The organism is Modestobacter muralis (assembly GCF_010682105.1).
Lineage (GTDB): Bacteria > Actinomycetota > Actinomycetes > Mycobacteriales > Geodermatophilaceae > Modestobacter > Modestobacter muralis.
Genome location: NZ_JAAGWH010000050.1, coordinates 30,440 through 43,319 on the forward strand (window position 1 = coordinate 30,440; position 12,880 = coordinate 43,319).

Here is a 12,880-nt window from a genome sequence, read left to right on the forward strand (position 1 = left end):
AAGCTATCCGGAACCGCCGGGCCGCCGAGGGACGACCGCGGCGCCTGGGCACCGTGGGGGCGGTGGGACCAGATGTACGTCACACCGGGCGGGGGACGGCGGCCGCGCGGCCGCCGTCCCCCGCGTGGTCAGGCAGGGACGACGTCGGTGGTGAGCGCGAGCTCCCGGCCGGCCTCGATGTCGACGGTGAGCGCCTGGACCGCCGCCTGCGCCAGCCCGTGGGAGTCCGAGCCCAGCAGCTGGTGCAGCGGGGCGTCGCCGGCCGCCACGAGCGCGATGACCGCCGCCGCAGCCCGCACCGGGTCGCCCAGCTGGGTGCCGGGCATCGCCTGGTGCGCCCGGGTCATCTCGCGGACGGCCTCGTAGCCGCTCCGCGGCACGGTCGGCAGGCCCAGCGAGCCGGCCGTGAGGAAGTCCGTCCGCAGGTAGCCGGGCTCGACCAGGTTGACCCGGATGCCGTGGTCGGCGACCTCGGCCGCGAGCGACCCCGTGAGCCCCTCCAGCGCGTACTTGCCGGCGCAGTAGAGCCCCCAGCCGGGGAACGTGGTCAGGCCCAGGATCGACGAGACGTTGACGACGTGGCCGCTGCGGGCCGCGCGGAACAGCGGCAGCACCGCCCGCAGCACGTTCCAGACGCCGAAGACCTGGACGTCGAACATCTCGCGCGCCTCGGCGTCGGTGACCTCCTCGACGGCGGCCAGGAACCCGTAGCCGGCGTTGTTGACCACGACGTCGAGCCCGCCGAACCGCTCGGTGGTGGCCCGGACGGCGTCGTCCACGGCGGAGGCGTCGGTGAGGTCGAGCGTGACGGCGAGCAGCCGGGAGGTGTCGACGTCGCCGAGGGCGGCGGTGAGCCGTTCGGCGGAGCGGGTGGTCGCGGTGACGTCCTCGCCGCGCTCGAGCAGCTGGCGGACGAGCTCGAGGCCGAGGCCGCGGGACGTGCCGGTGACGAACCAGGTGGACACGGTGTTCTCCTCTACGTGGTGGACCGGGGTCCCCTCCACCCTCCGGCCGCGCCGGGGCGCTCGGGGCCGCTCAGCTGGTCCTCCGGACCCTGGTCCGCGCCCGCCTGGGACTCAGCGACCCAGGCTGGGCACGCGTCGTCCTGCCACGATGACAGGGTGACCGCCGCCAACCAGGAGCTTGCCGACTTCCTCCGCCGGGCGCGGGCCGCCGTCGACCCCGCACGCGCCGGACTGCCCGCCGACGGGCGCGTCCGCCGGGTGCCGGGGCTGCGCCGCGAGGAGGTCTCGCTGCTCGCCGGGGTCTCGACCGACTGGTACACGCGCCTGGAGCAGGGGCGGCGGATCACCCCCTCGGACGGCGTCCTGGACGCCGTCGCCCGCGCCCTGGACCTCGACGCCGCCGGCCGGGCCCACCTCGGCCACCTGGTCGGTGCACCCGGCGGCCGCGGTGCCCGGGGCGCGGCCCCGGCCCAGCGCACGCGGCCCGGGCTGCGCCAGCTGATGGACTCCCTCGACGGCCAGCCGGCACTGCTGCTGGGCCGGCGGACCGACGTGCTGGCCGGCAACCGGATGGCCGCCGCGCTGTTCACCGACTTCGACCGGCTGCCGGCGCGCGAGCGGAACTACGCGCGGTGGGTGTTCGACACCGACGAGGCCCGCGCGCTGTTCCTGGACTGGGAGGTGCAGGCGCGCGCGGTGGTGGAGAACCTGCGGCTGGAGGTCGGCACCGACCCCGGCGACCGCCGCGCGGCGGAGCTGGTGGCCGAGCTGTCGGCGGCGAGTCCTGAGTTCCGCCGCTGGTGGGCCGAGCACCGGGTGCACCAGCGCACGCACGGGTCCAAGCGGTTGCGGCACGCGATCGTCGGCGAGCTGACCGTGGACTACGAGACGCTGACCATGCCCGGCGACCCGGGCCAGACGCTGTTCGTCTACTCCGCGCCGGCGGGCACGGCCTCCCGGGAGGCGCTGGACCTGCTGGCCAGCTGGTCGCTGACCAGCCGTCCTCGCGTCTAGGAGGACCCCCTCGCCCCCCACCACTCGCAGGCTCGTGGCGGGCCCCTACGAAGGCGCCGAAGGGCCCGGCGGAAGACCTAGAAGCCCCGGTAGTTCGTCGGGGCCATCCGCGGGCCGCGCTTGGGCGGCATGCTCCCGCCGATGCCCAGCAGGCGCACCACCCGCTGCCGGTGCCCGCGCCAGGGCTCGAGCAGCTCCAGCATCCCCGCGTCGTCGGTCTTGCGGCCGGCCAGCGACCAGCCGACCAGGTTCTTCAGGTGGTAGTCGCCGACGCTGACCTCGTCGGGGCAGCCCAGCGCGCGCTGGACCACCTCGGCGGCGGTCCACACCCCGATGCCCGGCACCGACTGCAGCCGGCGGCGCAGCAGCGCGCAGTCGTCCTCGTGGTCACGCATCTCGGTGACCTCCAGCCGGGAGGCCACCGAGGCCACCGCCCGCAGCGCGCGGCGGCGGGCGCCGTCCAGGCCGCAGGCGTGCCACTGCCAGTCGGTGACCGCCAGCACCCGCTCGGGCGAGGGCAGCACCCGCATCCCCTCCGGTGCCGGACCGGGCGCGGGCTCCCCGGCCAGCCGCAGCAGCTCCCGCCAGGTGCGGTGCGCCTCGATGCCGGTGACCTTCTGCTCCAGGACGGCGGGCAGCAGGGCGTCCCACACCCGCCCGGTGCTGCCCAGCCGCAGCCACGGGGTGCTGCGGTGCAGCCGCTCCACCAGCGGGTGGGCGGCGGCGTCGAAGCCGTCGACGCAGTCCTCGGCGCCCAGCCAGCGGGCCGCGGTCGCCCCGGCCCAGTCGGCTCCCGGCCCCCACGCCTCCACCCGCACCGCGGTGGCGCCGCCGGACAGCCGCACGGTGGCCGGGCCGTCGGGGGTGCTCGTCGTCCGCCAGACGCCGTCCTCGGCCATCCGCAGCGTCGGGTCGCCGGTGCCGCGCCGGTCCCGGGACAGGATGCGGCGCACGTCGATCGGCCAGTCCGGCGTGAAGACGGCGTCGTGACCGTCATCGAGCAGTTGGCCGCCCTTCAGGGGCCCGCGCTGAGCTTGCGAAGCGTGGGGGGAAGGGTGGTCCTTCATCACTTGGGCGCCATCCGCAGGGCACCGTCCATCCGGATGACCTCGCCGTTGAGGTAGTCGTGCCGGATGACGTCCAGCGCGAGCTCGGCGTAGTCCTCGGGGCGGGCCAGCCGCTTCGGGAACGGGATGCCCGCCGCCAGGCTCGCCTGGGCGGCCTCGGGCAGCCCGGCGACCATCGGGGTGTCGACCAGGCCGGGCGCGATGGTGCAGACCCGGACGCCCACCGAGGACAGGTCACGCGCGGCGGGCAGGGTCAGGCCCACGACGCCGCCCTTGCTCGCGGCGTAGGCGACCTGACCGATCTGGCCCTCGTAGGCGGCCACCGAGGCGGTGTTCAGCACGATCCCGCGGGAGCCGTCGGCGGAGGGCTCGGTGCGGGCCATCGCCGCCGCCGCAAGCCGCAGCACGTTGAAGGTGCCGACCAGGTTGACCATCACGGTGCGGGTGAAGTCGGGCAGCTCGTGCGGCGCCCCGTCGCGGGTGAGCGTGCGCCCGACCCAGGCGATGCCGGCACAGTTCACCGCGATCCGCAGCGGCCGGCCCTTGCCCGTGGCCTCGTCGACCGCGGCCTGCACCGACGCCTCGTCGGTGACGTCGGTGCGGACGAACGTGGTGTCCCCGCCGAGCTCCGCGGCCAGCGCGGTGCCCAGCTCCTCCTGCAGGTCCAGGATCGTGACCGCCACCCCGGCTGCGGTGAGTGCGCGGGTGGTGGCGGCGCCGAGCCCGGAGGCCCCACCGGTGACGACAGCGGCGACAGCGAGGTCCTTCATGCCGGTCACGGTAACCCGCGCCACGGCCCCCTTCCAGGAGCCCGCCCCGAGCCTGCGAGGGGCGGGGTCAGGCCCCCGTGCAGGGGCCCGCCGCGAGCTCGCGAGTGGTGGGGGGCAGGGGGTCCTTCGACCGCCGTCAGGCGAACCGCGGCCCGAACTGCGCCTCGACCGCCGCGAGGAGCGCCTTGACCCGCTCGGCGTCGCCGACCGGGCAGACCATCGTCACGTCGGCGGTGTGCACCACGACGCTGTCGCGCACCCCCACGAGCGCGATCACGTGGTCGGGGTCGTCGGAGAGCACCACGTTGCCCGAGCTGTCCAGCAGCACGGTGAGCCCACGGGTGGCGTTGCCGGCCTCGTCGAGGTCGAGCGTGTGCGCCAGCGCCGGCCACGAGCCGACGTCCAGCCAGTCGACGTCGAGGTCGACGACGACGACGCGGCCGGCCTCGGCGGCCGCGGGCTCCAGCACGGCGTAGTCGACGCTGATCTTCGGCAGCGTCGGGAAGACCTCGGCCAGGACGGCGTCCCGCTCCGGGCCGGCGGGCGCGGCGACGATCCGGTCCAGTCCGGCGGCCGAGGCCGGCAGGTGCTCGGCGAGTGCGTCGAGCACCGTCCGGGCCCGCCAGACGAACATGCCGGAGTTCCACACGTACCCACCGCTGGCCAGGTAGCCCTCGGCGGTGGCCCGGTCGGGCTTCTCGCGGAACGAGGCCGCCTCGGCGGCACCCGGCACCTCGGTCGGCGCGCCCTTCTGCACGTAGCCGAAGCCGGTGGCCGGCGAGGTCGGGGTCACCCCCAGGGTCACCAGCGCCCGGGGGCGGACGGCGAGGACGTCGTAGGCGGTGGTCAGCGCGGCGGCGAACTCGGCCACCGGGCGGATGACGTGGTCGGCGCTGACCACCGCGAGCTCGGCGTCGGGGTCGACGTCGGCCACCAGGGCGGCGGCGAGCCCCACGGCGTTGGCGGTGTCCCGGGCCACGGGCTCGAGCACCAGCCGGTCCGGGCACAGCCGGGGCAGCGCGGCCCGGACGTCGTCGGCGTAGCGCGCCGCCGTGCAGACCCAGATCTGCTCGGCCGGGAGCACTGCCTCCAGCCGGGTGAACGCCTCGGCCAGCAGGCTGTGCGCACCGGTCTCGTCGGAGACGACGTCCAGGAGCTGCTTGGGTCGTGCCTGCCGGGACAGCGGCCAGAGCCTGGTCCCCGAACCGCCCGCCATGATCACCGCGTGCCGCACAGCCGTGCCTCCCTCAGTCCAGCTCGTCGGCGCCGCGCTGGAACCGGGCACCGGCGGCCACGCGGCCGCTGACGTACGAGATCAGCACGCGCAGCCCGAGACCGACACGGAGCACCCCCCGAAGGGGTGCGTTTGCGACCCCCGGGTGCTCGGCGGACAGGTAGCGCAGCGCGCTGGCGTGGTGCGCCTTCTGCATCCGGTGCGGGGAGCGCCGGGTGGCGTGCCCGCCCTCGTGCACCACGACCGCGGACGGCACGTAGACGTTGAGGTACCCCTTCCGGCCCAGTCGGGCGGCCAGGTCGACGTCCTCGAAGTACATGAAGTAGCCGGGGTCGAAGCCGCCGACGGAGTGGAAGGCGGCCAGGTCGACCAGGAAGCAGGAGCCCGACAGCCACCCGGCCGGGCGCTCACGGGGGGCCTCGCGCTCGCGGCGGTAGCGCGCCGTCCACGGGTTGCCGGCCCAGGCCCAGCCGAGCAGGGCGTGCCCGATGCCGGTGGACAGCCGGGGCAGGTCGCGGGCGGAGGGGTACAGCTCGCCCTCGGGCGTCAGGATCGCCGGGCCGAGGGTCGCCGCCCGCGGCCAGCGGGCGGCGGCGGCCAGCAGCTCGTCGACCGCGCCGGGCTCGAAGCGGACGTCGGGGTTGGACACCAGCGCCCATCCCTCGGTCACGTCGGCCAGCCCGGCGTTCACCGCGGCGCCGTAGCCGATGTTGCCGCCGGTCGGGAGCAGCCGGACGTGGTCATGGGCCGCGCTCACCCGCTCCGGGGCGCCGTCGGTCGAGCCGTTGTCGGCCAGCACCACGTCGGTGGGCCCGGTGGTGGCCTCGGCCAGGGACTCGACGAACCCGTCCAGGGCGGTGCCGGGTGAGTAGGTGACGGCGACGACGCGCAACAGAGAGGGGGCGACCACGCACCGACCCTAGGCACTGCTCCCCCGCGCCGCCTCGGACGGCGCCCGGCAGGGCGCCGGACGAGGTCCGGACGGGCCCCGCGCCGGGGTGCGTGGGGCCGATGTGACGGAACGGGTCTCCACACACGCCGACTCGCCGCCCGGGGGGGCTGGGAGCCCGTCTACCGGTACCGTCGGCGCTCGTGACTGACGCACGCCCTGACCTCGTCATCGTCGGCTCCGGCTTCTTCGGCCTGACCGTCGCCGAGCGCGTTGCCAGCCAGCTGGACAAGCGCGTGCTGGTGATCGACCGGCGCGACCACATCGGCGGCAATGCCTACTCCGAGCCCGAGCCCGAGACCGGCATCGAGATCCACCGGTACGGCGCCCACCTCTTCCACACCTCGAACAAGCGGGTCTGGGACTACGTCAACCAGTTCACCGAGTTCACCAAGTACCAGCACAAGGTCTACTCGATCTACGACGGTCAGACCTACTCCCTGCCGATCAACCTGGCCACCATCTGCCAGTACTTCGGCAAGAGCTTCTCCCCCGACGAGGCCCGCGCCCTGGTGGCCGAGCAGGCCGGTGAGATCGACACCGCGTCGGCGGCCAACCTCGAGGAGAAGGCGATCTCGCTGATCGGCCGCCCGCTCTACGAGGCGTTCATCCGCGCGTACACCAAGAAGCAGTGGCAGACCGACCCCACGGACCTCCCCGCGGCGGTCATCGCCCGGCTCCCGGTCCGCTACACCTTCGACAACCGCTACTTCAACGACACCTACGAGGGCCTGCCGGTCAACGGCTACACCGCGTGGCTGACGACGATGGCCGAGCACCCGAACATCGAGGTGCGGCTGTCGACCGACTACTTCGACGTGCGCGACGAGCTCCCCACCGACGTGCCCACCATCTTCACCGGGCCGATCGACAAGTACTTCGACTACTCCGCCGGCGAGCTGGGCTGGCGCACGCTGGACTTCGAGACCGAGGTCCTGCCGATCGGTGACTTCCAGGGCACCTCGGTGATGAACTACGCCGACGAGGACGTGCCCTACACCCGGGTGCACGAGTTCCGGCACTTCCACCCCGAGCGCGACTACCCGACCGACAAGACCGTCGTGGTCCGCGAGTACTCCCGCTTCGCCGAGCCCGGCGACGAGCCGTACTACCCGATCAACACCGCCGAGGACCGCGCCAAGCTGGAGACCTACCGCGAGCTCGCCGCCAAGGAGGCGGCCGAGAAGCGGGTGCTCTTCGGTGGCCGGCTGGGCACCTACAAGTACCTGGACATGCACATGGCGATCGGTTCCGCCCTGACGATGTTCGACAACCGGATCCGCCCCTTCTTCGACGAGGGCGGCTCGCTCGACGGCCGCCTGGAGGACTGACCCCCATGACGACGACCGAAGCCGCACAGTCGGCAGCACAGCCCGAGGAGGCCCCCGTCTCCCCGGAGGTGGTCAGCGAGCCTGCCGCGGCCGACCTGGTCCCGCACAAGGCCGTCCACCTCCTGCAGCGGGTGCTCATGCCGCGCCCGGCCGACCAGCTGAAGGTGCGCAGCCTCTACCTGGACGAGGAGAACGCCGAGCGGGTCAAGCAGGACGGCCGCCACTCCGCCGCGATCGCGGCCGGCTCCGAGGTCTCCTTCGCCACCTACTTCAACGCCTTCCCGGCCAGCTACTGGCGCCGCTGGAGCGTGCTGCGCTCGGTGGTCCTGCAGGTCACCGTCGACGGCGCCTGCCGCATCGACGTCTACCGGTCCAAGGCCGACGGCGAGTCGATGCACGTCACCGGTGTCGCGCACGCCGGCGGTCAGCAGACGCTGGAGTTCGAGCTGGACCTGGCGCCGTTCATCGACGGCGGCTGGTACTGGTTCGACGTCACCGCCGAGACCGACACCGTCGTCCGCGAGTCCGGCTGGTACGCCCCCCAGGCCCCCGTGGAGGAGCCGCGGCTGGCCATCGGCATCTGCACCTACAACCGCCCGGTCGACGCCCTGGCCGCCGCCAAGGCGCTGGTCGAGGACGACGCGGTGCTCGAGCGGCTGGCGCTGCTCACCATCGCCGACCAGGGCAACAACCACGTCAAGGACGCCGCCGGCTACGCCGACGTCAAGGCGGCGCTGGGCGACCGGCTGCACGTCATCGAGCAGCCCAACCTCGGCGGCAGCGGCGGGTTCGCCCGCACGATCCACGAGGCGTTCACCACCAGCGACGCCACGCACGTGATCCTGCTCGACGACGACATCATGATCGAGCCGGACAGCATCCTGCGGGCCCGCGCCTTCGCCGCCTACACCAAGAGCCCGACGCTGGTCGGCGGGCAGATGCTGGCGCTGCAGAACCGCTCGGTGCTGCACAGCATGGGCGAGATCGTGGACCGGTCGAACTTCTTCTGGACCAACGCCCCGAACACCTACTACCACCACGACTTCGGCAGCAAGACGCTGCGGGAGTCCCGCGACCTGCACCGGCGCATCGACGTCGACTACAACGGCTGGTGGATGTGCCTGATCCCCCGCGCCGTGGTCGAGAAGGTGGGCATGCCGCTGCCGGTCTTCATCAAGTGGGACGACGCCGAGTACGGCCTGCGCGCCTTCGCCGGCGGCTTCCCGACCGTGTCGCTGCCGGGCACCGCCATCTGGCACCTCTCCTGGGGTGACAAGGACGACGCCAGCGACTGGCAGGCCTACTTCCACATCCGCAACCGGCTCATCGCCGCGGCGCTGCACTCCCCCTACCGCCACGGCGGCAAGATGTTCCGGGAGATGATCAAGGCCGACATGCGGTTCCTGATCAACCTGCAGTACTCCACGGTCGAGCTGCACCACAAGGCCTACCGGGACTTCCTGGCCGGCCCGGAGAAGCTGTTCGCCGACATGCCCACCTCGGTGGTGCAGGCCCGCAAGGTGCGCACCACGCACGCCGACGGCCAGGTGCTGGAGTCCTCCGCGGACCTGCCGCTGCCCTCGATGACCACCGCCAAGGCGCTGCGCTTCCGCCGGATCCCGGTGGGTGCCCGGTCGATCGGCTCCACGCTGGTCAAGGCGCTGGCGCACAACACCCGCCCGGTCGCCCCGGACAACGTGGAGACCCCGCAGCTGAACCTGGCGTTCCAGGACGCCCAGTGGTTCCTGCTGTCCCGGCTCGACAGCGCGACCGTCGGCACCGCCGACGGCCGTGGGGTGACCTTCCGGCGCCGTGACCCGGCCACCTTCCGCCGGCTGGCCGCCACCTCGCTGCAGCTGCTGCGCCAGATGTCGACCGACTTCCCCGCCCTGTGCGAGCAGTACCGGGCCGCGGCCGGCGAGCTCACCTCCATCGACCGCTGGACCGAGGCGTTCGACGAGTGGGGATACGAGCGCGTCTGACCCCGCACCGACGACTGAGGCCCCCGACCACACGGTCGGGGGCCTCAGTCGTCCCAGGGAGGAGTACGGCCTGCCTGCAGGGGCCCGCCGCGAGTGGAAGGACCCCGTCCTCCTCATCCCTCGCACGCTCGGGACGAGCCTCGGGACGGGGCCGGGGGCAGGAGGGCCCTCCGTCAGGCCCCGGGGCGGGTGAAGCGCTCGCGGCGTCCGGACCGGGTCAGCCGCAACCACTCCCGGAAGCCGGCCCGGTCGCGGCGGGTGACGAGGAAGAACCAGCCGAACCGGACGAACTCCAGCGGCAGCAGCCACCGCATGCCCGGCTGGGCCATGAGGTAGCCGCGGTTGCGGTAGGTGAAGAAGCGCTTGACGTCGTTGCCCGGGTACTGCGCCGACAGCCGGCCGCCGAGGATCGGCTCGAACTCCGTCGTCCCCTCGGGGTGCAGGTAGGCCGCGGCGGTGCAGGTGCCGAAGGGCAGCCCGGCGCGCAGCAGCCGCCGGTGGATCTCGGTCTCGTCGCCGCGGAAGAACAGCCGGTAGTCCGGGACGCCGACGACGTCGAGGGCCTCGGCGCGGAACAGCGCCCCGTTGAACAGCGAGGCGTAGCTGGGGAGCAGCTCCACGCCGGCGAAGTCGCTGCGCCGGCGCCGCCAGCGCAGCCCGCGGCGGAGCGGGAAGGCCAGCGCGTCCGGGTCGGCCTGGTCGGTGACCAGCGGGGAGACCTCGGCCAGCCCGTGACGTTCCGCGCAGTCGAGCAGGGTCTGCAGCACCTGGTCATCGGCGGGGCGGCCGTCGTCGTCGGCGCACCACACCCAGTCCGCGCCCAGGGCCAGGGCGTGCAGCATGCCCAGGGCGAAGCCGCCGGCACCGCCGAGGTTGCGCTCGCTGGGCAGGTAGGTGACCGGCAGCCCGCTGGCGGCCACGACGTCCTCGGCGGACTGGTCGGGCCCGTTGTCGACGACGACCACGTGGTCGGGCCGGCGGGTCTGGCCGGCGATCGCGGCGAGGCTGGCCGTGAGCAGCTCCCGGCGGTGCCGGGTGACGATCACGGCGACCACCCGGCCGCCGTCCGCCGGGCTCACGCCTCGGCGCTCCCGCGCTCGCGGCTGGTCTTGTCGGGCGTGCGGTAGTCGTCGCCCTTGTAGGCCTTCAGCACGTCCTCGAGGTCACCGTGGGCCTTGATCTGGCCGTGCTCCATCCAGATCGCGGTGTCGCACAGGTCGCGGAGGAAGGCGTCGGAGTGGGAGGCGAAGACCAGCAGCCCGGACCGCTCGACCAGCTCCTTGAGCCGCTTCTTGGACTTGTCCAGGAAGGCGGAGTCGACCGCCCCGATCCCCTCGTCCAGCAGCAGGATCTCCGGGTCGATGCTGGTGACCACGCCCAGGGCCAGCCGCACGCGCATGCCGGTGGAGTAGGTGCGCAGCGGCATCCGCAGGAAGTCGCCGAGCTCGGTGAAGTCGGCGATGTCGTCGACCCGCGCCTCCATCTCCTTGCGCGTCATGCCCAGGAAGAGCCCGCGCACGATGATGTTCTCCAGGCCCGACACCTCCGGGTCCATGCCGACGCCGAGGTCGAACACCGGCGCGACCCGCCCGTTGATCACCGCGCTGCCGCGGGTGGGCTCGTAGATGCCCGACAGCAGCCGCAGCAGCGTGGACTTGCCCGCCCCGTTGTGCCCGACCAGGCCCACCCGGGCACCGTGCTCGAGGTGCACGTCGATGTTGCGCAGGGCCTCGATGATCGGGACCTTGCTGTTGCTGGCGATGTTGCCACCGACCAGGCCCATCACCGTCTTCTTCAGCGACCGGCTGCGGGCGTCGAAGATGGGGAAGTCGACGCAGGCCCCCCTGGTGTCGATGCTGACCTGCTGCATTGTCTGGGACATGCTCACACCCAATACGAGACGCGGGCGCGGTACCGGCGCAGCACGACCATCGTGAGCGCCCAGCCCACGACGGTGATGGCCAGGACCACGATCCAGTGGCGCAGTTGCTGGTCCTGCCCGAGCAGCGGGGCCCGGACGATCTCCAGGAAGTGCAGGAACGGGTTGAACTCCGCCAGCTTCGCGCGCTCGGCGATGGCCGGGTTGGGGCTGCGGGCCAGCTCGTCGTAGATCCAGACGATCGGCGTCAGGAAGAACGCGAGCTGGACCACCGACTGCGCGATGGGCACGAAGTCCCGGAAGCGGGTGGCGACGATGCCCAGCAGCAGTGCCGCCCAGGCGCCGTTGAGCGCGAGAAGCAGGAAGGCCGGGATCACGGCCAGGCCGGTCCACTTCAGGTCCTGGTGGAAGATGAAGAGCATGACCACGTAGACGACGAGGTTGTGCGCGAAGAACAGCGTCTGCCGCCACACCAGCCGGTAGATGTGGACGCTCAGCGGCGCCGGCAGGTGGGTGATCAGGCCGACGTTGGAGGTGAAGACCTCCGCGCCCTCGTTGATGCAGCCGGAGATGAAGCCCCAGACGATGAAGCCCACCAGGACGTGGGGCAGCTGGGTGGCCAGGTCGTTGTCGAACAACCCGGCGTACAGCGTCCCCAGCGCGATGGCCGTGACGGCCATCGTGAGGGAGATCCAGATCGGCCCCAGGAACGAGCGGCGGTACCGCTGGCGGATGTCCTGCCAGCCGAGGTGTCCCCACAGCGAGCGCTGTTCCCACCCCCGGCGGAGATCGGAGACGGCCGCGCCGAAGGTCGACCCGGTCAGCTGAGCAGTTGCCACGGATCCCACGCTACCTGGGGCCACCTGCTGCTCCACGTCGGCAGGCACGACTGCGGGCACGGTCACGAACCAGGCTGCACAGAGACCACACCGGCACCGGAGACGGTGATCGCGCCGCGCTGGAAGTCCTGCACGGTCCCCCCGCCGGCCGTCGTCCGGGCGTCGCCGGTCGGGTAGCCCAGCGACCCGCGCTCCCAGCCGGTGCGGGCCCAGGCGTCCCGGACCGCACCGCGGACGGCGTGGGCCCCGGTGCCGGCGGTCCAGTAGACCGACCCGCCCTGGAACTGCACGAACCGGCCACCACCGGACAGCGCGACGGTGTCGGCGGTCGGCCAGCCCAGCGGGCCGTTCTCCCAGCCGAGCGCCTCCCACGCGGGGAACAGCTCCGCCACGACCACCCGCGCGCCCGTCTTCGGGCCCACGTACACCGAGCCGCGCTGGAAGGTCTGGAACGACCCGCCCCCGGCCAGAGTCCGGGCGTCGCCCGTCGGGTAGCCGAGCGAGCCGTTCTCCCAGCCCGACCGGCCCCAGGCGTCGCGGACCATGCCGCGGACGGCGTGGGCACCGGTGCCGGCGGTCCAGTAGATCGACCCACCGGTGAACTGCGCGAACCGTCCGCCACCGGACAGGGCCACCGTGTCGGCGGTCGGGTACCCCAGCGGGCCGTTCTCCCAGCCGAGCGCCTCCCACGCGGGGAAGAGCTCCTGGGTCACGACCCGGGCACCGGTCTTCGAGCCCACGTACACCGAGCCGCGCTGGAAGGTCTGGAACGACCCGCCCGCGGCCAACGGCCGCGCCTCACCCGTCGGGTAGCCCAACGCACCGTTCTCCCAGCCCGCCCGGGCCCACG

At 73.1% G+C, this 12,880-nt stretch carries 12 protein-coding genes; 3 read left to right on the forward strand and 9 right to left on the reverse strand.

What is annotated here, in order from left to right:
- Nucleotides 1-128: 128 nt before the first annotated feature.
- Nucleotides 129-965: an SDR family NAD(P)-dependent oxidoreductase gene (locus tag GCU67_RS17005; RefSeq protein WP_163612525.1), complete on the reverse strand. Its 837-nt coding sequence runs from the start codon at nucleotides 963-965 to the stop codon at nucleotides 129-131.
- Nucleotides 966-1,121: 156 nt separating this feature from the next.
- Between GCU67_RS17005 and GCU67_RS17010 the strand changes: the two genes are divergently transcribed.
- Nucleotides 1,122-1,979, forward strand: coding sequence for an MmyB family transcriptional regulator (locus GCU67_RS17010; protein WP_163612527.1), 858 nt, complete (start codon nucleotides 1,122-1,124; stop codon nucleotides 1,977-1,979).
- A 77-nt stretch (nucleotides 1,980-2,056) separates the two neighbouring features.
- On the opposite strand, the gene GCU67_RS17015 is transcribed toward GCU67_RS17010, so the two are convergent.
- From GCU67_RS17015 to GCU67_RS17030, 4 genes are all read right to left on the reverse strand, one after another.
- Complete coding sequence (locus GCU67_RS17015) at nucleotides 2,057-2,932, reverse strand: DNA-3-methyladenine glycosylase family protein (protein WP_338105103.1); 876 nt, start codon at nucleotides 2,930-2,932, stop codon at nucleotides 2,057-2,059.
- A gap of 113 nt (nucleotides 2,933-3,045) precedes the next feature.
- Nucleotides 3,046-3,816, reverse strand: coding sequence for an SDR family NAD(P)-dependent oxidoreductase (locus tag GCU67_RS17020; RefSeq protein WP_163612529.1), 771 nt, complete (start codon nucleotides 3,814-3,816; stop codon nucleotides 3,046-3,048).
- Nucleotides 3,817-3,952: 136 nt separating this feature from the next.
- Nucleotides 3,953-5,050, reverse strand: a complete 1,098-nt coding sequence (locus GCU67_RS17025; RefSeq protein WP_163612531.1) for a sugar phosphate nucleotidyltransferase — start codon at nucleotides 5,048-5,050, stop codon at nucleotides 3,953-3,955.
- Between the two features lie 13 nt (nucleotides 5,051-5,063).
- Entirely contained in the window at nucleotides 5,064-5,960 is an 897-nt protein-coding gene (locus tag GCU67_RS17030) for a glycosyltransferase (RefSeq protein ID WP_163612533.1), read from the reverse strand.
- Between the two features lie 182 nt (nucleotides 5,961-6,142).
- On the opposite strand from GCU67_RS17030, the gene glf reads away from it, so the two are divergent.
- Both glf and GCU67_RS17040 read left to right on the forward strand, forming a co-directional pair.
- Nucleotides 6,143-7,330 (forward strand): UDP-galactopyranose mutase, encoded by a 1,188-nt coding sequence (gene glf, locus GCU67_RS17035; protein WP_163612535.1) that lies wholly within the window; start codon nucleotides 6,143-6,145, stop codon nucleotides 7,328-7,330.
- Nucleotides 7,331-7,335: 5 nt separating this feature from the next.
- A complete protein-coding gene (locus GCU67_RS17040) occupies nucleotides 7,336-9,312 on the forward strand; it encodes a glycosyltransferase (protein ID WP_163612536.1) in 1,977 nt (658 codons plus the stop codon).
- A gap of 173 nt (nucleotides 9,313-9,485) precedes the next feature.
- On the opposite strand, the gene glfT1 is transcribed toward GCU67_RS17040, so the two are convergent.
- From glfT1 to GCU67_RS17060, 4 genes are all read right to left on the reverse strand, one after another.
- Nucleotides 9,486-10,391: a galactofuranosyltransferase GlfT1 gene (gene glfT1, locus GCU67_RS17045; protein ID WP_163612538.1), complete on the reverse strand. Its 906-nt coding sequence runs from the start codon at nucleotides 10,389-10,391 to the stop codon at nucleotides 9,486-9,488.
- Nucleotides 10,388-11,194, reverse strand: coding sequence for a galactan export ABC transporter ATP-binding subunit Wzt/RfbE (gene wzt, locus GCU67_RS17050; protein ID WP_246215273.1), 807 nt, complete (start codon nucleotides 11,192-11,194; stop codon nucleotides 10,388-10,390). The genes glfT1 and wzt overlap by 4 nt, the downstream gene beginning before the upstream one ends.
- A gap of 2 nt (nucleotides 11,195-11,196) precedes the next feature.
- Nucleotides 11,197-12,030 carry a galactan export ABC transporter permease subunit Wzm/RfbD gene (wzm, locus tag GCU67_RS17055; RefSeq protein WP_163612540.1) on the reverse strand — a complete coding sequence of 278 codons (834 nt, stop codon included), beginning with the start codon at nucleotides 12,028-12,030 and terminating at the stop codon, nucleotides 11,197-11,199.
- A gap of 62 nt (nucleotides 12,031-12,092) precedes the next feature.
- Nucleotides 12,093-12,880: LGFP repeat-containing protein (locus GCU67_RS17060; protein ID WP_420846364.1), on the reverse strand; the 788-nt coding region annotated here is incomplete at its 5' end.